General features: G+C 70.7%; 16 protein-coding genes and 3 pseudogenes. 5 read left to right on the top strand and 14 right to left on the bottom strand.

What is annotated here, in order from left to right:
• The 3 genes and pseudogenes from GA0115233_RS36055 to GA0115233_RS36045 all read right to left on the bottom strand — a co-directional run.
• Positions 1 to 735 (bottom strand): annotated as a pseudogene (locus GA0115233_RS36055) (protein kinase); the annotation flags it as partial.
• 175 nt (positions 736 to 910) lie between these two features.
• On the bottom strand, positions 911 to 2,947 hold the full coding sequence (locus tag GA0115233_RS36050; RefSeq protein WP_093724553.1) for a serine/threonine-protein kinase: 2,037 nt from the start codon (positions 2,945 to 2,947) through the stop codon (positions 911 to 913).
• Between the two features lie 263 nt (positions 2,948 to 3,210).
• Positions 3,211 to 4,917, bottom strand: coding sequence for a glycerol-3-phosphate dehydrogenase/oxidase (locus tag GA0115233_RS36045; protein WP_093724552.1), 1,707 nt, complete (start codon positions 4,915 to 4,917; stop codon positions 3,211 to 3,213).
• 272 nt (positions 4,918 to 5,189) lie between these two features.
• On the opposite strand from GA0115233_RS36045, the gene GA0115233_RS36040 reads away from it, so the two are divergent.
• Positions 5,190 to 6,398 (top strand): nucleotide sugar dehydrogenase, encoded by a 1,209-nt coding sequence (locus GA0115233_RS36040; protein WP_093724551.1) that lies wholly within the window; start codon positions 5,190 to 5,192, stop codon positions 6,396 to 6,398.
• Between the two features lie 548 nt (positions 6,399 to 6,946).
• On the opposite strand, the gene GA0115233_RS36035 is transcribed toward GA0115233_RS36040, so the two are convergent.
• The 4 genes from GA0115233_RS36035 to GA0115233_RS36020 form a co-directional block, all read right to left on the bottom strand.
• Positions 6,947 to 8,071 (bottom strand): GuaB3 family IMP dehydrogenase-related protein, encoded by a 1,125-nt coding sequence (locus GA0115233_RS36035; protein ID WP_093724550.1) that lies wholly within the window; start codon positions 8,069 to 8,071, stop codon positions 6,947 to 6,949.
• A gap of 109 nt (positions 8,072 to 8,180) precedes the next feature.
• The gene (gene guaB, locus GA0115233_RS36030) at positions 8,181 to 9,683 is read right to left on the bottom strand and encodes an IMP dehydrogenase (protein ID WP_093724549.1); all 1,503 of its coding nucleotides are present in this window, start codon (positions 9,681 to 9,683) and stop codon (positions 8,181 to 8,183) included.
• 140 nt (positions 9,684 to 9,823) lie between these two features.
• On the bottom strand, positions 9,824 to 10,411 hold the full coding sequence (locus GA0115233_RS36025; protein ID WP_093724548.1) for a sigma-70 family RNA polymerase sigma factor: 588 nt from the start codon (positions 10,409 to 10,411) through the stop codon (positions 9,824 to 9,826).
• A gap of 384 nt (positions 10,412 to 10,795) precedes the next feature.
• Positions 10,796 to 11,407 carry a response regulator transcription factor gene (locus GA0115233_RS36020; protein ID WP_003948568.1) on the bottom strand — a complete coding sequence of 204 codons (612 nt, stop codon included), beginning with the start codon at positions 11,405 to 11,407 and terminating at the stop codon, positions 10,796 to 10,798.
• 381 nt (positions 11,408 to 11,788) lie between these two features.
• Here GA0115233_RS36020 and GA0115233_RS36015 point away from each other — a divergent pair, with 381 nt between their 5' ends.
• The gene (locus GA0115233_RS36015) at positions 11,789 to 12,118 is read left to right on the top strand and encodes a WhiB family transcriptional regulator (RefSeq protein WP_093724547.1); all 330 of its coding nucleotides are present in this window, start codon (positions 11,789 to 11,791) and stop codon (positions 12,116 to 12,118) included.
• A 40-nt stretch (positions 12,119 to 12,158) separates the two neighbouring features.
• On the opposite strand, the gene GA0115233_RS36010 is transcribed toward GA0115233_RS36015, so the two are convergent.
• A complete protein-coding gene (locus GA0115233_RS36010; protein WP_093724546.1) occupies positions 12,159 to 13,094 on the bottom strand; it encodes a LysR family transcriptional regulator in 936 nt (311 codons plus the stop codon).
• Between the two features lie 80 nt (positions 13,095 to 13,174).
• On the opposite strand from GA0115233_RS36010, the gene GA0115233_RS36005 reads away from it, so the two are divergent.
• The 3 genes from GA0115233_RS36005 to GA0115233_RS35995 all read left to right on the top strand — a co-directional run bounded on the left by GA0115233_RS36005 (position 13,175) and on the right by GA0115233_RS35995 (position 15,443).
• Positions 13,175 to 13,843: an MOSC domain-containing protein gene (locus GA0115233_RS36005; protein WP_093724545.1), complete on the top strand. Its 669-nt coding sequence runs from the start codon at positions 13,175 to 13,177 to the stop codon at positions 13,841 to 13,843.
• Positions 13,844 to 13,920: 77 nt separating this feature from the next.
• The gene (locus GA0115233_RS36000) at positions 13,921 to 14,694 is read left to right on the top strand and encodes an SDR family NAD(P)-dependent oxidoreductase (protein ID WP_093724544.1); all 774 of its coding nucleotides are present in this window, start codon (positions 13,921 to 13,923) and stop codon (positions 14,692 to 14,694) included.
• A gap of 44 nt (positions 14,695 to 14,738) precedes the next feature.
• Positions 14,739 to 15,443: an ester cyclase gene (locus GA0115233_RS35995; protein ID WP_093724543.1), complete on the top strand. Its 705-nt coding sequence runs from the start codon at positions 14,739 to 14,741 to the stop codon at positions 15,441 to 15,443.
• 57 nt (positions 15,444 to 15,500) lie between these two features.
• Here the strand turns inward: GA0115233_RS35995 and GA0115233_RS40780 are convergent.
• The 6 genes and pseudogenes from GA0115233_RS40780 to GA0115233_RS35965 form a co-directional block, all read right to left on the bottom strand.
• Positions 15,501 to 15,704 (bottom strand): annotated as a pseudogene (locus GA0115233_RS40780) (zinc ribbon domain-containing protein); the annotation flags it as partial.
• 18 nt (positions 15,705 to 15,722) lie between these two features.
• Positions 15,723 to 15,830, bottom strand: a pseudogene (locus GA0115233_RS40775) (helix-turn-helix domain-containing protein); the annotation flags it as partial.
• Between the two features lie 244 nt (positions 15,831 to 16,074).
• Positions 16,075 to 17,700 carry a chaperonin GroEL gene (gene groL / locus GA0115233_RS35980; RefSeq protein WP_093724542.1) on the bottom strand — a complete coding sequence of 542 codons (1,626 nt, stop codon included), beginning with the start codon at positions 17,698 to 17,700 and terminating at the stop codon, positions 16,075 to 16,077.
• A gap of 121 nt (positions 17,701 to 17,821) precedes the next feature.
• A complete protein-coding gene (groES, locus tag GA0115233_RS35975) occupies positions 17,822 to 18,130 on the bottom strand; it encodes a co-chaperone GroES (protein WP_015658413.1) in 309 nt (102 codons plus the stop codon).
• Between the two features lie 299 nt (positions 18,131 to 18,429).
• Positions 18,430 to 19,149, bottom strand: coding sequence for a polysaccharide deacetylase family protein (locus GA0115233_RS35970; protein WP_093724541.1), 720 nt, complete (start codon positions 19,147 to 19,149; stop codon positions 18,430 to 18,432).
• On the bottom strand, positions 19,146 to 19,799 hold a 654-nt coding region (locus GA0115233_RS35965), incomplete at its 5' end, for a polysaccharide deacetylase family protein (protein WP_093724540.1). The genes GA0115233_RS35970 and GA0115233_RS35965, both read right to left, overlap by 4 nt.

Here is a 19,799-nt window from a genome sequence, read left to right as displayed (position 1 = left end):
GGCGAGGCCCCGGCCGCCCGTGCCTCGATCGCGGCCCGGCGGGCGGCCTCCGGGTCCACCTCGACGGGGACGGCCGCGCCGCCGCCTCCCGGAGTGCCGAAGTCGTCGCCCTCCTCGGCCGGTACCGGGTCGTACCCGCACAACGCCTCTTCTGCCGCGCCCACGGCGAGCCCCGTCAGCATCACCCGGCCGTCGTCGCAGACGAGCACGGTGCGCGCGGTGATGTTGCGGTGCACCCAGCCGTGGGCGTGCAGAACCCTGAGTGCCATCAGTACGTCGGAGGCGACCTCCGCCGCCCGGTAGGGCGTCAGCGGCTTCTCGGCGAGCAGCGCGGCGAGCGGCCGGGCCGCCACCCACTCGCTGACGATCCACAGCGAACCGCCCTCGGCGAACACGTCGAAGACCTGGTCGAGACGGGGGATGGTCGGGGATCCGGGCCGCCGCCTGCGCGGCCTGCACCGCGTGCCGCACGGCCGGGTCGGTCGGCCGCCGGGTGCCGCCGCGGGCCGGGGGCCGACGGGCGCCGCCCCGCTCACGCGCGGTGAACCCCTCCGGCAGCCCCTGGTCGTCGAGCACCTCGGCCTCGACGACCTCCGGCAACGGCACCTGCCTGACCAGGACTTCCTGTCCGCTGTAGGTGTCAAAGGCGCGCGTCTCGGTGAGTTCGTACTCGTCGGACGGAGGCAGCGGCAGACGGTAACGGTCGGCGAGCACCCGACCCGCATAGTCGTCCACGATGCCTCCCCCGGCCGCCCGGCTGGTCAATTCCGTTCGCCTCACGTGCGGTTGTGGCCGCATACCTGGATGCGTACGGTCCGCAAGCACTCACGATACGTGCCGGAGGCAACCCTCCAAGAGGGGATGCCACATCTCTTCCACCAAACCGTGATGACTCACCGAATGTGACCGATCATGCCTTCGGCTCGAAGGACTCCGTCAGCGTCCGCCATGTGTCCTTACGCAGCTCGCTGCGCCAATTGGCCGCTTTCGCCGTGTACATCATCCCGTACCCGAGATCGCCGCGGACGACGAAGCCGCGGTCGACGCTCCGGTACTTGGTGCCGCCGTCGACGTAGGTGAACTCCCAGTCGGCCGTGTTCCAGCCGCGGTAGTCCACCTTCTCTATGCGGATCCGCTGGTACTGCGGGCGGACCATGGAGCCTTCCTGGTTCTTCCAGTCGGCGACCGGGTCGTCCTTGGGCGTGGTGGTCCAGCCGATCAGCAGCTTCTGCCCGTCGGGGCCGGTGAACCGGTCGCCGGCGAGGTCGGAGGACTGGTACTTCCAGCCCTTGGGCAGTCCGATCGAGTAGCCCTGGCTGCTCTTGTGGGTCTTCGCCGCGCCCTCGTCGTCGCCGGAGGAGCCCTTGCCGGACCCGGACTCGCCGTCGCCGCCGTTGGACGCGTCCTCCTCGCCGTCCTGTCCGTCCCCGGACGGCTGTCCGGCACCGGCACCGGCCGACTCCGTCGCCTTGCCGTCCGGACGCGTGCCGCCCTTCTCGTCCTTCTCGGTCCCGGCGCTCGCGCTCGCCTTGGTGGACGCCTTGACGCCGCCGCCCGCCGAGTCGTCGGGGTCGTCGTCGCCGCTGAACGCGATGGCCAGCACCACGCCGAGCACGGCCAGCGCCACGACCACCGCGATGATGACCAGCGTCCGCCGCGGCACCACGTCCGTCAGCGGCGCCCGGGGCACCGGCCGGGGCGGCAGGTCCGGCGGCGTCATCACCGGCCAGCCCGAACTGGCGCCGCCGCCCGACTGACCGGCACCGGTGGGTGTGCCGGGCGCGGTCTCGGCCGACGTGGCGGTGGTCTTCGGAGCCTGCGGAGGGGTCTTGGGAGCCTGCGAAGCGGTCGTCTTCGCGGCAGCCGTCTTCGGAGCGGCCGTCTTCGGGGCAGCCGTCTTCGCACCGGCCGACTTGGCCCGCGCGGTCGCCGCCGCCCCGGCACCGGCCGCCACCGCGGCCTTGCGCACCGAGCGCAGGGCGCCCTTCAGCCGCTCCGCGGCCTCCCCCGAACCGCCCTTGTCCGCGGGCGAGTCCGGCTGGGCGGGCAGCGGCACGACCTTCGTCGCGTCCTGCGGCTCCGCCTCCTTCGGCGCGGGCGCGTGGATGACGGCGTTGAGCAGCGTCCGCGCGCCGTCGTCGTCGAGCCGCTGGGCCGGGTCCTTGGTGAGCAGGCCGTAGATGACGTCCTTCAGCGGACCGGCGTTCTTCGGCTCCTCCAGCGGCTCGGTCATCACCGCGGTGAGGGTGGCGATGGCGGAGCCCTTGTCGTACGGGGGCACACCCTCGACTGCCGCGTACAGCAGGCCGCCCAGCGACCACAGGTCGGCCGCGGGGCCAGGCTTGTGGCCGCGGGCGCGCTCCGGGGAGATGTAGGAGGGGGCGCCGACGAGCATGCCGGTGGAGGTGATGGACGGGTCGCCCTCGACCTGGGCGATGCCGAAGTCGGTGAGCACGACCCGGCCGTCGTCGGCGATGAGGACGTTGGAGGGCTTCACGTCCCGGTGCAGGATGCCCTGGCGGTGGGCCGAGCGCAGAACGTCGAGCACCGCGAGCCCGACCTCGGCGGCGCGCTTCGGCTCCAGCAGGCCGTCCTCGCGGATGACCTCGGCCAGCGACTTGCCCTCGACCAGCTCCATCACGATCCAGGGCCGGTCGTCCTCGTCGACCACGTCGAAGACGGTCACCGCGCTGTTGTTGCGGATCCGGGCGATGGCCTTGGCCTCGCGCAGCGTCCGGGTGATGAGCCGGCGCTTCTCGTCCTCGTCGATGTTCGACGGGAAGCGCAGCTCCTTCACCGCCACCGTGCGGCCGAGGGTTTCGTCCTCCGCCCGCCACACCGTGCCCATGCCGCCGCGGCCCAGCACATCTCCCAGCCGGTACCGCCCGGCGAGGAGACGACCGCTGTTGTCCTGACGGGGTGTCCCCGCCCGCTCCGCCTCCGACATGCGTCCCCTCATGCAACCCGCCCTGACAGAGCCTCCATTGTCCCTCACCCGACAAGTGCTCGATGCCCCGGGTACCACTGGTGCGCGAGACATTCGGCACCCCGGAACACGCCGGTCGGAAGGGCACATTCGGCGCGCCGCGCGACGGCCCCGACAAGGCGGACGTCATGGCTCCGCCCCCGGGACCGTCGGCCCCGGGGGCGGAGGACGTTCGGCCTCTTCACAGCGGCCGACGCGCGGCCCGCGACGGGCCGGCAACCGCCTTACAGCGGCACGATGTCCGGCGCTCCGAGCCGTGCCGCGTCCGCCGTGAGGTCGTCCGGCTGGCGCTGCGACTCGCGCTCGGCCTCCACACGCTTCTCGTAGTGCTGCACCTCGCGTTCGATCTGGTCCTTGTCCCAGCCGAGCACCGGCGCCATCAACTCGGCGGCCTCGCGGGCGCTGAGGGTGCCGCGGTCGAAGGTCTCGATGGAGATGCGGGTGCGCCGGGTCAGTACGTCGTCCAGGTGCCGCGCGCCCTCGTGCGAGGCGGCGTAGACGATCTCGGCGCGCAGGTAGTCGTCGGCGGCGCCGAGCGGTTCGCCGAGGGAGGGGTCGTCGGCGACGAGGTCGAGGATCTCCTCGGTCAGGGCGCCGTACCGGTTCAGCAGGTGCTCCACGCGCACCACATGGAGCCCGGTGCGGGCGGCGATGCGCGCCCGCGCGTTCCACAGCGCGCGGTAGCCCTCGGCGCCGAGCAGCGGGACGTCCTCGGTGACGCACTCGGCGACCCGCATGTCGAGTCCGTGCACGGCCTCGTCCACCGCGTCCTTGGCCATCACCCGGTACGTCGTGTACTTGCCGCCCGCGACCACGACGAGCCCGGGGACGGGGTGGGCGACGGTGTGCTCGCGGGAGAGTTTGCTGGTGGCGTCGGACTCACCGGCCAGCAGGGGCCTCAGGCCCGCGTACACGCCCTGGACGTCGTCGCGGGTCAGCGGCACCGCGAGCACGGAGTTGACGTGTTCGAGGAGGTAGTCGATGTCGGCGCTGGAGGCGGCGGGGTGCGCCTTGTCGAGGTCCCAGTCGGTGTCGGTGGTGCCGATGATCCAGTGCCGTCCCCAGGGGATGACGAACAGCACGGACTTCTCGGTGCGCAGGATGAGCCCCGTGGTGGAGTGGATGCGGTCCTTGGGCACGACGAGGTGGATGCCCTTGGAGGCGCGGACGTGGAACTGACCGCGCTCGCCGACCATGGCCTGGGTGTCGTCGGTCCACACACCGGTGGCGTTGACGATCTGCTTGGCGCGGATCTCGTACTCGCCGCCCGCCTCGACGTCCTGGACGCGGGCGCCGACGACACGTTCGCCCTCGCGCAGGAAGCCGGTGACGCGGGCGCGGTTGGCGACCTTGGCGCCGTAGGCGGCGGCGGTGCGCACCAGGGTGGCGACATAGCGGGCGTCGTCCATCTGGGCGTCGTAGTACTGCAGGGCGCCGACCAGGGCGTCCTTCTTCAAGGCGGGGGCGATGCGCAGGGCCTGACGGCGGCTCAGATGACGGTGCACGGGCAGGCCCCGGCCGTGGCCGCGGGCCATCGACATGGCGTCGTAGAGGGCGACGCCGGAACCCGCGTACAGCCGCTCCCAGCCCTGGTGCTGAAGGGGATACAGGAACGGCACCGGCTTCACCAGGTGCGGGGCGAGCCGCTCCAGCAGCAGGCCGCGCTCCTTGAGCGCCTCGCGGACGAGGGCGAAGTCGAGCATCTCCAGATAGCGCAGTCCGCCGTGGATCAGCTTGCTGGACCGGCTCGACGTACCCGACGCCCAGTCACGCGCCTCGACCAGGCCGGTGGACAGACCCCGGGTCGCCGCGTCCAGGGCGGTGCCGGCGCCGACCACCCCGGCGCCCACGACCAGCAGGTCCAGTTCGCGCTCGGCCATTGATGCGAGTGACTCGGCGCGCTGCGCCGGGCCCAGTGTCGCTGTCCTCACCGCTGCCTCCCGCTGTAGGTCCTCCCGGCCGCCTCCGCGAGGCGCGGCCGGTGGTATCCCCCATGCCCAAATTCTGACCGTCTTGCCCGACTTCAGCCACCACTCGCCCCCAGGCTGTGGACAACCTTCACGCCCACCTGCCGGAACGACACAAAGGATCAATCCCGTATTTCGGTCATATTTACTCCTAGTCTGACATTGCGCTCGCTCATTCTGTCCACAGGGCTTGCGCACCTGTCCCGCTTCGGTTACTGGGAAGGACGGCCCACGCCATGCCCGCAGATCTCGCCGTCATCGGACTCGGCCCGTACGGCCTTCCGCTGGCCCAGGCCGCCGTGGCCGCCGGCATCCCGACCCTCGGATACCCCACCGGACCCGAACCAGGCTCCCTCAGCCCGGCCGAACTGCGCCGCATGGTCGCGGCGGGCTTCCGGCACGACGCCGACCCGGCCGAACTGGGCCGCGTCCGCACCGCCGTCATCTGCGCACCCACCCCGCGCGGGGCGGACGGAGGGCTCGACCTCACCCAGGTGGAGTCCGCCGCCCGCGCCCTGGCCGGCCGGATGCGCCCGCACACCACCGTGATCCTGGAGTCACCGGTCCCGCCGGGCACCACCGAGGCCCTGCTGCGCCCGCTCCTCGAAGAGGGTTCGGGGCTCCGCGCGGGCCGCGACTTCCACCTCGCCTACGCCCCCAGCCGCGTCGACCCCGGCAACCGCGAGCACACCCCCGCCAACACCCCGAAGGTCATCGGCGGCCTGACCCCGGCCTGCACGGAGTCGGCGGCGGCCTTCTACTCCCGCCTCACGGACAAGGTGGTACGCGCGCGTGGCCCGCGAGAGGCGGAGACGGTCCAGCTCCTGGAGACGAACTTCCGCCACGTCAACATCGCCCTCGTCAACGAAATGGCCGTCCTCTGCCACGACTTGGGCGTCGACCTGTGGGACGTCATCCGCTGCGCCGAGACCAAGCCCTTCGGCTTCGAGTCCTTCCGCCCCGGCCCCGGGGTGGGCGGCCACACGGTCCCCCAGGACCTCACCGCCCACGCGGGCCGCACCCTGCGCATGGTCGAACTCGCCCAGCAGGTCAACAGCCAGATGCCCCGTTACGTCGTCCAGCGCGCGGCCACCCTCCTGAACGAGCACGGAAAGTCGGCGCGAGGAGCCCGAGTCCTCCTCCTCGGCGTCACCTACAAACCGGACCTGGCGGACCAGCAATCCACCCCCGCCGAGGAAATCGCCGTCCGCCTGATGAGCCTCGGCGCCTCGGTCAGCTACCACGACCCCCACATCCCGTCCTGGACGGTCCTGGACCGCCCCCTCCCCCGAGCGGACTCCCTCTACGAGGCAGCAGCCGACGCCGACCTGACCATCCTCCTCCAGCACCACCGCACCTACGACATGCAGGGCCTGTCGGTAAAGGCCCAGCTGTTGCTGGACACGAGGGGGGCGACGCCCACGGGGGCGGCGCATCGGTTGTGAAGGGGGGCGCACAGGTGGCCCACGTGCCTGATCCAGTGGCTGTCGGGACCGGGCGCGGGTACCTTACGGACACAGGTGGAGCCCGCCGCAGGGGCTTTCTGCGACAGGCTCCTGGATGGTTCACGGAGTGTCCGCCCCTAGTTGCTGTGGGGGCGGCCGCTCACCATCCGAACATCCGCAAGATCCACCTCCTCCGGCACCTCACCAGCCGAAGCCGGATCCGATCCCATCGAGTGGGCTTGCGGTGACGTCCCATGGGGCGCCCCCTTCTACGATGCCGCCCAGTGCCCGGTGGACGGTCCGTCGGAAAATCGGGCCGGGCCCCGAGGCGCGGGGTCCGGAACCAAGTCCTTGGAAGGGGGCGCTCCAGAGCAACCTGGGGCGCCGACACGGGCGTTGTCGCCTGCACCTCGCCCGACCGGGCGGGTCGGTCCGGAACGCAACCGCGCGCCCCTGCCCCACCTCACGCGCCCCGCACACTGCCCCAGGCATGCGAAAAGGCCAGCCGCCCCACCGGGCGGCCGGCCCTTCACACGCGGTCGCAGGACCTACCGCTGATGCTGCGAGTCCGCCACCGTCACCTCGACGCGCTGGAATTCCTTCAGCTCGCTGTAGCCGGTCGTGGACATGGCGCGGCGCAGGGCGCCGAAGAAGTTCATGGTGCCGTCGGGGGTGTGGGAGGGGCCGGTGAGGACCTCCTCGATGGTGCCGACGGTGCCGAGGTCGACCTTCTTGCCGCGCGGCAGTTCCTCGTTCACCGCCTCCATGCCCCAGTGGTGGCCGCGGCCCGGCGCGTCGGTGGCGCGAGCCAGCGGGGAGCCCATCATCACCGCGTCCGCGCCGCAGGCGATGGCCTTGGGCAGGTCACCGGAGAAGCCGACGCCGCCGTCCGCGATGACGTGCACGTACCGGCCGCCGGACTCGTCCATGTAGTCCCGGCGGGCCGCCGCCACGTCCGCGACCGCGGTCGCCATCGGGACGCGGATGCCGAGGACGTTGCGGGTGGTGTGGGCCGCGCCGCCGCCGAAGCCGACCAGCACGCCCGCCGCGCCGGTGCGCATCAGGTGCAGGGCCGCCGTGTAGGTGGCGCAGCCCCCGACGATCACCGGGACGTCGAGCTCGTAGATGAACTGCTTCAGGTTCAGCGGCTCGTGCGAGCCGGAGACGTGCTCCGCGGAGACCGTGGTGCCGCGGATGACGAAGATGTCCACGCCCGCGTCCACGACCGCCTTGGAGAACTGCGCCGTGCGCTGCGGGGAGAGCGCGGCGGCCGTGACCACGCCGGAGTCGCGCACCTCCTTGATGCGCGCGCCGATCAGCTCCTCCTTGATGGGCGCCGCGTAGATCTCCTGCAGACGGCGGGTGGCGGCCTCCGTGGGCAGCTCCGCGATCTCGTCGAGCAGCGGCTGCGGGTCCTCGTAGCGGGTCCACAGGCCTTCGAGGTTCAGCACGCCCAGGCCGCCCAGCTCGCCGATGCGGATCGCGGTGGCCGGGGAGACGACCGAGTCCATGGGGGCGGCCAGGAACGGCAGCTCGAAGCGGTAGGCGTCGATCTGCCAGGCGATCGAGACCTCCTTCGGGTCCCGCGTACGGCGGCTCGGGACGACGGCGATGTCGTCGAAGGCGTACGCCCGGCGGCCGCGCTTGCCGCGCCCGATCTCGATCTCAGTCACGTCTGTGGCCTTTCCCTGATGCGTTTCAGCGTCTTCCAGTATCGCCGACGGGCACGGCAAGGGCGGCCCCGGAGCACCCCGGGGCCGCCCTGACGCGAACGGCGGGTGACTACTTGGCGCTGTAGTTCGGCGCCTCGACCGTCATCTGGATGTCGTGCGGGTGGCTCTCCTTCAGACCCGCCGAGGTGATGCGGACGAAGCGGCCCTTGGACTCCATCTCCTCGATGGTGGCCGCGCCGACGTAGCCCATGGTCTGGCGCAGTCCGCCGACGAGCTGGTGAAGGACGTTGGCCAGCGGGCCGCGGTAGGGCACCTGGCCCTCGACGCCCTCGGGCACCAGCTTGTCGTCGGAGGAGACCTCCGCCTGGAAGTAGCGGTCCTTGGAGTACGACCTGCCCTGGCCGCGGGACTGCATGGCGCCCAGCGAGCCCATGCCGCGGTAGGACTTGAACTGCTTGCCGTTGATGAACAGCAGCTCGCCCGGCGACTCCTCGCAGCCCGCGAGCAGCGAGCCCAGCATCACGGTGTCGGCACCGGCGGCGAGCGCCTTGCCGATGTCGCCGGAGTACTGCAGACCGCCGTCGCCGATCACCGGGATACCGGCCGGGCGGGCGGCCTGCGCGGCCTCGTAGATCGCGGTGACCTGCGGGACACCGATACCGGCGACGACACGGGTCGTACAGATGGAACCGGGGCCCACACCGACCTTGATGCCGTCGACACCGGCGTCGATCAGGGCCTGCGCGCCGTCACGGGTGGCGACGTTGCCGCCGATCACGTCGACCGACACGCTCGACTTGATCTTCGCCATCCAGCTCAGGGCGTTGCTGTTGTGGCCGTGCGAGGTGTCCACGACCAGGAAGTCCACCCCGGCCTCGGCGAGCGCCTGGGCCCGCTCCAGCGCCTCGGGGCTGGCGCCGACCGCGGCACCGACGAGCAGCCGGCCCTCGGCGTCCTTCGCGGCGTTCGGGTACTTCTCGGCCTTGACGAAGTCCTTGACGGTGATCAGGCCCTTGAGGATGCCCTCGTCGTCGACCAGCGGAAGCTTCTCGATCTTGTGCTTGCGCAGCAGCTCCATGGCGTCCACGCCGGAGATGCCCACCTTGCCGGTGACCAGCGGCATCGGGGTCATGACCTCGCGCACCTGGCGGGAGCGGTCCGACTCGAAGGCCATGTCGCGGTTGGTGACGATGCCGAGCAGCTTGCCGGCCGGGTCGGTGACCGGGACACCGCTGATGCGGAACTTCGCGCACAGGGCGTCGGCCTCGGCGAGGGTCGCCTCCGGGTGCACCGTGATGGGGTCGGTGACCATGCCGGACTCGGACCGCTTCACCAGGTCGACCTGGTTGACCTGGTCCTCGACGGAGAGGTTGCGGTGCAGCACACCGACGCCGCCCAGACGGGCCATCGCGATCGCCATCCGGGACTCGGTGACCTTGTCCATGGCGGCGGAGAGCAGGGGAATGTTGACCCGCACATTGCGGGAGATGCGGGACGAGGTGTCGACCGCGTTGGGCAGCACTTCGGAGGCGCCCGGCAGCAGCAGCACATCGTCGTAGGTCAGCCCGAGTGTCGCGAATTTGGCGGGCACTCCGTCGACGTTGGCAGTCATGACACCTTCCCCAAATGGCCTTGATCGGTGCGGATGTCCATGCTAACGGGAAGCAGGGGTGGCAAATTCCACGGTTCCGGACGCCCGACGGCTTCGTATTTTCGTACGGAAAGCAGGCAACGCCCGTTCACCCGGTGGGACTACTGCTCGGCGAGCGCCCGCAGCCTGCTCAGGGCTCGGTGCTGGGCGACCCGGACGGCTCCGGGTGACATTCCCAACATCTGGCCGGTCTCCTCGGCGGTCAGGCCGACCGCGATCCGCAGCAGCAGCAGTTCGCGCTGGTTCTCCGGCAGGTTGGCCAGCAGTTTCTTGGCCCACTCGGCATCGCTGCTGAGCAGGGCGCGCTCCTCGGGGCCGAGCGAGTCGTCGGGCCGCTCCGGCATCTCGTCGGAGGGCACGGCGGTGGACCCGGGGTGGCGCATGGCGGCGCGCTGCAGGTCGGCGACCTTGTGCGCGGCGATGGCGAAGACGAACGCCTCGAAGGGGCGGCCGGTGTCCCGGTAGCGGGGCAGGGCGAGCAGGACGGCGACGCAGACCTCCTGCGCGAGGTCCTCCACGAAGTGCCGGGCGTCACCGGGAAGCCGGGACAGACGGGTGCGGCAGTAGCGCAGTGCGAGGGGGTGGACATGGGCGAGCAGATCGTGCGTGGCCTGCTCGTCCCCGTCCACGGCGCGGTGGACGAGTGCACCGATCGCCCCTGCGGCATTCGCCGCCTCGTCGTCGCGCATCGGTCCATGGTGCCCTGTGGCTTCGCGGTCCGCGGCACCGCGTCCGTTGTTGTGCACCGAAGCGTTATGAGCAGGTGCGCCGGAACTCATCTCCTGCGCCCTCCCCTTCCGCTCGACCGACTCGTCCCCGAGAGACTCCACATCTCAAGGATGCGGCATCCGCGGCGAAACGAGCACCCGCGCCCCAAAGGGGCGCGGTCCGGTCTCGTAGTACGGCTGCCGCCGATCTGATCCACAGGACGGGGCGGGGCGGGTGTCGCAGGTCCCGCCTGCCCCGGGGGGCCGGTGTGTACTCCTGGTCCGGAGCATCCCGGCCGCGGTGCCGGAGCGCGGGGTGATCCCCCTCGCCACCGGGCGGCTCCGGCCGAAAGAACGGGCGGCGGACTAGCGGACCAGGCCCCACCGGAAGCCGAGCGCGACGGCGTGCGCCCGGTCCGAGGCGCCGAGCTTCTTGAACAGCCGGCGTGCGTGAGTCTTGACCGTGTCCTCGGACAGGAACAGCTCCCGGCCGATCTCCGCGTTGGAGCGGCCGTGGCTCATGCCCTCCAGCACCTGGATCTCGCGCGCGGTGAGCGTGGGCGCGGCGCCCATCTCGGCCGAGCGCAGCCGGCGCGGGGCGAGCCGCCAGGTCGGGTCGGCGAGGGCCTGTGTCACCGTGGCGCGCAGCTCCGCGCGGGAGGCGTCCTTGTGCAGGTAGCCCCGGGCGCCCGCGGCGACCGCGAGGGCCACGCCGTCCAGGTCCTCGGCGACGGTCAGCATGATGATGCGCGCGCCGGGGTCGGCGGACAGCAGCCGCCGGACGGTCTCGACGCCGCCCAGTCCGGGCATGCGCACGTCCATCAGGATCAGGTCGGAGCGGTCGGCGCCCCAGCGGCGGAGGACTTCCTCGCCGTTGGCCGCCGTCGTCACACGCTCGACGCCCGGCACGGTCGCCACCGCACGGCGGAGCGCCTCTCGGGCAAGCGGGGAGTCGTCGCAGACGAGGACGGATGTCATGGCCGCCCTCCGCAGCTGATGCACGTCACCTTGAGCCTCCAGGCTGGTACGAAATCGTCACCTGTGCGGTCGACCGTCTCGGACGCCTGCCCGAGCCCTTGTTGTTTCAACCGCCTCCGCCCTCTCAACGACGGTCACTCGAAAGAGTTACGGGGCCGTGCGCCGTCTTCGGCACTGTACGTGAGGGGGCGGACACGGTGCAGACATGCAGGGCAGACCCTCAAGCTTTCATCACAACCATGCCCCATTCGGCCCTTTTTCTTCCCTTTTGCTGGTGTTGAGGGCTAGATTCGCAATGAGTCATATTTTCATCTCCTTAGATCGTAGATGTACGGTCGTGGACACCGTATCCGCCCAGAAACGGCTACAAGGGGTCACGCAATGGCAGATTTCTCCCGCCTTCCCGGACCGAACGCGGACCTGTGGGACTGGCAGCTGCTGGCTGCCTGCCGCGGGGTGGACAGCTCGCTTTTCTTCCATCCGGAGGGCGAGCGCGGTGCGGCTCGAAGCGCTCGTGAGAACTCGGCCAAGGAGGTCTGCATGAGGTGCCCGGTTCGCGCGCAGTGCGCGGCGCACGCGCTCGCGGTGCGCGAACCGTACGGCGTGTGGGGCGGCTTGACCGAGGACGAGCGCGAGGAGCTCATGGGCCGGGCGCGACACCGGCTGGTGTCGGCGTCGGCCGGCGGCGGCGAGACCGCCTCGAACAGCTGAAGTAACGTTTCTTCAACTCAGGGCACGGGAAGGCGTGCCCTTACTTCTGCGCGCCCGACTCCCCCTGGGCGCCGTCTGCTTGACGCTCCGCCGCCCGTGCCAGCTGCTCCAGGGTCGCCGTCACCGCCGGCACCTGGGCGAGGTCGGGCAGGGTGAGCGCGACGATCTCCCGGCGCACCGCCGGTTCCAGCGTCACCGTGCGTGCTCCGCGCGGGCGCACCGACTCCACCGCCAGCTGCGGCAGTACGGCCACACCCAGGCCCGCGCCGACCAGACCGACCACCGCCGGGTAGTCGTCGGTGGCGAAGTCGATGCGCGGGGCGAACCCGGCGCTCTCGCAGACCTGCACCAACTGCCCCCGGCAGCGCGGGCATCCGGCGATCCAGGGCTCGGCGGCCAGGTCACCGATGGCCACCGACTCCGCCCGCGCGAGCCGGTGCCGCTCCGGCACCAGCGCCACCAACCGGTCGGTGAGCAGGGGCCGTACGACGAGGTCGTCCCACTCGCCCTCCTGTGCCGCGCCCTCGTAGCGGAACGCGAGGGCGAGGTCGCAGTCGCCCTCGCGGAGCAGTTCGACCGACTTCGGCGGCTCGGCCTCCTCCAGGGAGACCCGGGTGCCGGGGTGCGCGGCGCGCAGGGCGGCGAGCGCCGTGGGGACGAGGGTGGAGCTGCCGCTGGGGAAGGAGACCAGGCGGACCCGGCCCGCGCGCAGGCCCGCGATCGCGGCGACCTCCTCCTCGGCGGCGGTGAGTCCGGCGAGGATCCCGGCCGCGTGCCGGACCAGGGCCTCGCCCGCCTGGGTCAGCCGCATCTCACGGCCGCTGCGCACCAGCAGCGGGGTACCGACGGACGCCTCCAGCGCCTTCATCTGCTGGCTGACGGCGGGCTGGGTGCAGCCCAGCTCGCGCCCCGCCGCCGAGAAGGAGCCGGTGGCGGCGACGGCGCGCAGCACGCGCAGATGTCTGGCCTCGATCATTCCTCAAGGATAAGTGAGGCTTTGATTCCGCGGCGAATAATGCGGGAGACCTTTGACCGCCCTTCGCCTACCGTGCTGCCATGAAGCTTCTGTCTGTGAACCTCGGCCGCCGCACCCCCGTCCCCCACACCGACCACCCCGAGGGTGTGACCGGGATCGACAAGCAGCCGACCGACGCGGCGGTGCGGATCTCGGCGCCGGGGCCGAAGGGGTCCGGGGCGAGCGGTCTCGCCGGGGACGAGGTGTGCGACCTGCGCCATCACGGCGGCGACGACCAGGCCGTGTACGCGGTGGCGCGCGAGGACCTCGACGACTGGGAGCGGGAGCTGGGCCGGACGCTGCGCAACGGCGTCTTCGGGGAGAACCTCACCACGAGCGGCGTGGACGTCTCCGGCGCGCTGATCGGGGAGCGCTGGCGGATCGGCTCCTCGGTGGTGCTGGAGGTGACCAGCGGGCGGATTCCGTGCCGCACCTTCCAGGGGCACCTGGGTGAGCAGCGGTGGGTGAAGCGGTTCACGGAGAAGGGCGCGCCGGGCGCGTATCTGCGGGTGATCGAGCCCGGTGAGGTACGGGTGGGTGACGCGGTCGAGATCCTGCACCGGCCCGACCACGACGTGACGGTGGCGCTGCAGTTCCGGGCGACGACCACCCGGCGGGATCTGCTGCCTCGGCTGCTGGCGGCGGGCGGGGCGCTGCACCCGGAGGCACTGGCGGCGGCGCGCAAGTACACGGAGCAGAACGGGAGTTGAGAAACCGTCCGGTGACGTGCCCGAGGAGAGCCGGACAGGGAGCGGATTCGTCCGGTCCGGGTCACTAATCTTGCGCCATGACAACGGCTCTCATCACGGGATCGACCGCGGGCATCGGCGCCGCGTTCGCGCGGCGGCTGGCCGCCGACGGGCACAACCTCGTCCTGGTCGCGCGGGACACCAAGCGGCTGCGCGAGCAGGCCACCGAACTGCACGACCGGCACGGCATCGAGGCGGAGGTCCTGACCGCGGACCTGGCGACGGACCAGGGCATCGAGACGGCCGCCGCCCGGCTCGCCGACCGCCGCGACCCCATCGACCTGCTGATCAACAACGCCGGTTTCGGCAACAAGGGCCGCTATCTCGACGTCTCCATGGACGACGAGCTGAAGATGATCAAGGTGCACTGCGAGGCGGTGCTCCGGCTGACCTCGGCCGCCGCCGGGGCGATGCGCGAGCGCGGGCGGGGCGGGATCGTCAACGTCGCCTCGGTCGCCGCCTTCGTGCCGCGCGGCACCTACGGCGCCTCCAAGGCGTGGGTCGTGCAGTTCACCCAGGGCGCGGCCCGGGATCTCGCGGGCAGCGGGGTGCGGCTGATGGCCCTGTGCCCGGGCTTCGTGCGCACCGAGTTCCACGAGCGGGCCGGGATGGGCACCGACAACATCCCGGGCTGGATGTGGCTGGACGCCGACAAGCTGGTGGCGTCGGGGCTGGCCGATCTGGCGCGCGGCAAGACCGTCTCCATCCCGGACGCCCGGTACAAGGTGCTGATGGGCGTCACCAAGGTCGTACCGCGCGGGATGCTCGGGGCGGTCACCTCCCGGACCGGTCGCAAATACGGCCCGCAGTAGGAGAATGGAGCTGTTCGACCGGACCCCCGGGGGACGGAGGCGCCATGACATTCGTACAGCTCATCGACTGCAGGACCAGTCGGCTCGACGAGATGAACCGGCTGCTGGACACATGGGTCGAACAGACCAAGGGGAAGCGGACCGCGACGCACAGCGTGATCGGCAAGGACCGCTCCGACGCCACCCATCTCATCGAGATCGTGGAGTTCCCGTCGTACGAGGAGGCGATGCGGAACTCGAACCTGCCGGAGACCGGGAAGATCTTCCAGGAGATGGTCGCGCTCTGCGACGAGATGCCGACCTTCACCGATCTGGACGTCGTCCGTGACGAGCAGCTGTACCGGATGACCGCGCAGCGGTTCTTCGAGGAGGTGGCCGGGCCGCAGGACCCCACCTTCAACGACGTGCTCATCGAGGACTACCACGACCACGATCCCGCCCGTCCGCAGGATGCCATCGGGATGGACGCGATCCGCCGGGAAGTGGGGATGTGGCGGGCCGCCTTCGACTTCTCGTTCACGGTCGAGGACCAGATGGCCCAGGGCGACCGGGTGTGCACCCGCTGGACCTGGAACGGCCGGCACACCGGCGACTTCATGGGCATCCCGGCGACCGGCAAGGAAGTGTCCATGACCGGGTGCACCATCCACCGCTGCACCCCGGACGGGAAGATCGCCGAGGGCTGGTGGCAGTACGACCGGCTCGGGCTGATGGAGCAGTTGGGCGCGCTGGAGGACCTGGAGAGTTGACATGCTCCTCGTCCTGAAGGACGAGGATTCTGGCCTTCTCCACCGGTTGCTGTGCCGCTACGCGGCACGGTTTGCGGTCGGGAATCCGTGGCTTCCTGTTTCTTCGCGCTGTGCCGGGATTGCTCCTGGTCTTACCGGCGCTCCGCAGGCCGATACCGCCAGTCCGGCGGCCGTCTTGATGTTGATCGCGGCGTTGCGGTCCCGGTCGTGGACTGCGCCGCAGGCGGTACAGGTCCATTCCCGGACGTTCAGGGGTTTGGGCCTACGGGCGGCCTCGCGGGCACGCACGGCGTCGTTGAACACGACGCGTGCGCACCCGAACGCCCTGGCCAGCGCGGCCTGCTGAGCGGCGCCGGGGTACAACCTGACGGCGTACCGGAGCTGCATGACGATCACACTGGGCAAGTCGAACCCACGTCGTCACCGGGACCATGCGGACGATCCGTCACCATCACGAGCGGGGTCCGGCTCCGCCGGAACGAGACCGCGACGTTCCGCGTCGCAGCCACAAGATTCGCTTCACCCCCGGCCTGAAGGCCGGAGCACTGCGAATGGTCTCCGGTAGCGCGGGCAGGACAGGCCGAAGGCCCGGCACCTCGCGTGGGTGCCGGGCCTTCGGTGACGACGTACGTCAGTGAGCGTGGCCGTGGCCGTGACCGGCGGCGGCGGGCTCCTCCTCTTCCTTCTTCTCGACGACCAGGGTCTCGGTCGTGAGCAGCAGGGAGGCGATGGAGGCGGCGTTCTCCAGGGCGGAGCGGGTGACCTTCACCGGGTCGATGACGCCGGCCTTGATCAGGTCGCCGTACTCGCCGGAGGCGGCGTTGTAACCGCTGCCCTTCTCCAGGTCGGCGACCTTGGAGACGATGACGTAGCCCTCAAGGCCGGCGTTCTCGGCGATCCAGCGCAGCGGCTCGACGACGGCGCGGCGGACGACGGCGACACCGGTGGCCTCGTCGCCGGACTTGCCGAGGCCGCCCTCCAGCACCTTCGCGGCGTGGACCAGCGCGGAGCCACCACCGGAGACGATGCCCTCCTCGACCGCGGCGCGGGTCGCGGAGATGGCGTCCTCCAGACGGTGCTTCTTCTCCTTCAGCTCCACCTCGGTGGCGGCGCCGACCTTGATCACGCACACGCCGCCGGCCAGCTTCGCGAGGCGCTCCTGGAGCTTCTCGCGGTCCCAGTCGGAGTCGGTGTTCTCGATCTCGGCCTTGATCTGGGCGACGCGGCCCTGCACGTCCTCGGACTTGCCGGCGCCGTCCACGATGGTGGTGTCGTCCTTGGTGACGGTCACGCGGCGGGCGGAGCCCAGCACGTCCAGACCGGCCTGGTCGAGCTTGAGGCCGACCTCCTCGGAGATGACCGTGGCGCCGGTGAGGACCGCCATGTCCTGCAGCATCGCCTTGCGGCGGTCGCCGAAGCCGGGGGCCTTGACCGCGACCGCGTTGAAGGTGCCGCGGATCTTGTTGACGACCAGGGTCGACAGGGCCTCGCCCTCGACGTCCTCGGCGATGATCAGCAGCGGCTTGGAGGAGCCGGCCTGGATGACCTTCTCCAGCAGCGGCAGCAGGTCCTGGATGGAGGAGATCTTGCCCTGGTTGATGAGGATGTAGGGGTCCTCCAGGACGGCCTCCATGCGCTCCTGGTCCGTCACGAAGTACGGCGACAGGTAACCCTTGTCGAAGGCCATGCCCTCGGTGAAGTCCAGCTCCAGACCGAAGGTGTTGGACTCCTCGACGGTGATGACACCGTCCTTGCCGACCTTGTCCATGGCCTCGGCGATGAGCTCGCCGACCTGCTGGTCCTGGGCGGACAGCGCGGCCACGGCGGCGATGTCGGACTTCTCGTCGATCGGGCGGGCGGAGGCGAGCAGATCCTCGGAGACGGCGGCGACGGCCGCGTCGATGCCCTTCTTCAGCAGCGCCGGGGAGGCGCCCGCCGCGACGTTCTTCAGGCCCTCGCGGACCAGCGCCTGGGCCAGCACGGTGGCGGTGGTGGTGCCGTCACCAGCGATGTCGTTGGTCTTGGTCGCCACCTCCTTCACCAGCTGGGCGCCCAGGTTCTCGTACGGGTCCTCGATCTCGACCTCGCGGGCGATGGTGACACCGTCGTTGGTGATGGTCGGCGCGCCGAACTTCTTGTCGATGACGACGTTGCGACCCTTGGGGCCGATCGTCACCTTGACCGTGTCGGCCAGCTTGTTGACGCCGCGCTCAAGGGCGCGACGGGCGTCCTCGTCGAACTTCAGGATCTTCGCCATGACAGCGGGAGCCCTCTCGGAAATCTGTGGGTGTAAACGGCACTGCGCCCCGGCGCCCGGCTTCTCAAACGGTCGCGGGGGCCAGGGGCGCAGCGTCAAGCATCAAAGGCTTGAGGTGGTCTTACTTCTCGATGATCGCGAGAACGTCGCGGGACGAGAGGACGAGGTACTCCTCGCCGTTGTACTTCACCTCGGTGCCGCCGTACTTGCTGTACAGCACGATGTCGCCGACCTTCACGTCGAGCGGCAGGCGCTCGCCGTTCTCGAAGCGGCCCGGGCCCACGGCGAGGATGACGCCCTCCTGGGGCTTCTCCTTCGCGGTGTCCGGAATGACCAGGCCAGAGGCCGTGGTCTGCTCGGCGTCCAGCGGCTGGACCACAATGCGGTCCTCAAGCGGCTTGATGGCAACCTTGGAGCTGGCGGTCGTCACGATCCGACCTCCCCCTTCGGAGATCTCACGGGGTTAACTGTCTGAGGTGGCGACCAGGTGGATCCGTCGTCGCGGGTGCCGGACCTGCCCGTCGCGTATTTGGCACTCTCCAGGGGGGAGTGCCAGACCCGAGACTATGACCGCGATTAGCACTCGGTCAAGCGGAGTGCCAATTCGCGGCGCTGGCGTGGCTCGGGGGTGCCGCACCCCGGGTTCGGGTTGCCGTCCCGGGGCTGTGCCCCCGGACCCCCCTTTCGGCCTGAACGGCCTCGTCCTCAAGCGCCGGACGGGCTGGGGGGCTACAGGTAGCTTTCCAGGTTTGCCGGCCGCAGGTTCTGTTCCCGGATTTCCTTCAGCAGGCGCCTCGTCCGTTCCACCAGGGGCAGGCCCGTCGGGTCGTCCGAGGGCAGGGAGACGATGTCGCCGGGGGCGAGGCGGTGCGGGCCCTTGGTGTAGGTCAGGGTGCCGTCGGTGTTCATGACGGCCCGCCAGCGGACCACCGCCGCGATTCCGCAGTTCGCCGCCGCGCGCAGGGTGGTGGAGTCGTACCGGCCGTGCGGAGGGCGGAAGAGGCGGGGGCGGACCCCGAAGCGGGAGCGGAGCTTGTGCTGCTGGCCGCAGATCTCGGCGCGCTGGGCGGCGTAGGGCAGTCCGCGCAGGGTGGTGTGGTCGAGGGTGTGGTTCTGGAGCGAGGCGCCGACCTCGCGCAGGCGCGCGAAGTGGGCGTAGCCGGGGCCGACGACGCTGTCGGTGAGGAACAGGGCGACGGGGAGCCGCAGTTCGCGGACCAGGTCGATGAAGCGTGGGTCCTGTTCGGCGCCGTCGTCGACGGTGAGGAAGACGACCCGGTCGCCGGTCGGGACGCGGTCCACCACCGGGGGCAGCCGGTGCCGGTAGGGCTGGGCGGCGAGGGCGCGGGCCGAGGGCTCGCCGGGGCGGTCGGAGCCGTCGGCGGAGGCGCCGCAGCCGGTGAGGAGTACGGCCGTCAGCAGGGCGGCGAGCGGGCGGCCGGGCCTCACAGGTAGTCCTCCAGCCGGGCCACCGCGTACCCCTCGGCGGTGACGCGGTTCAGGAACCGGCGGATCATGTCGGGCATCGTGCCCTTCCACTGCTCCTTGCCGCGGAAGTGGGTGAGCACGATGTCGCCGGGGTGGATGTCCTGGTCCACCTCGCGGTACTCCCAGCGGTCGACGAAGACCTCCGCGTTCCACAGCGGTACGTGGGTGATGCCGCAGCTCTTCGCGATGCGCAGGGTGGCGCGGTTGTAGTTGCCGAAGGGCGGCCGGAAGAGGGTGGGCCGATTGCCGTAGCGCCGGGTGATGACGTCCTGCATGCCGCAGATCTCGCGCTTCTGGGCGGCGTAGGACAGGGCGGGCAGGTAGGGGTGGTGCAGGGTGTGGTTGTTCAGGCCGACGCCCGCGCGGCGCATCCGCTCGAAGTAGCCGTAGTCCTCCTTGACCAGGAAGTCGCTGAGGAAGGCGGTGTACGGGATCTTCAGCTCGGTCATCATGCGCAGGAACGCCGGGTCCTTCTCGGCGCCGTCGTCGACGGTGAGGAAGACGACCTTGTCGTCGGTCGGGACGGTGGTGAAGACCGGCGGGAGTCCGTCCTCGACGTGGTTGTCGACCTCGAAGCCCTTGCGGGTGGTGATCCTCGGCTTCTTCGCGGG

It is taken from the genome of Streptomyces sp. DI166, assembly GCF_900091315.1.
GTDB classification, from domain to species: Bacteria; Actinomycetota; Actinomycetes; order Streptomycetales; family Streptomycetaceae; genus Streptomyces; species Streptomyces fuscus.
Note: the sequence above shows the minus strand (reverse complement) of the source record. Positions and strands in the feature narration are given on the sequence as shown.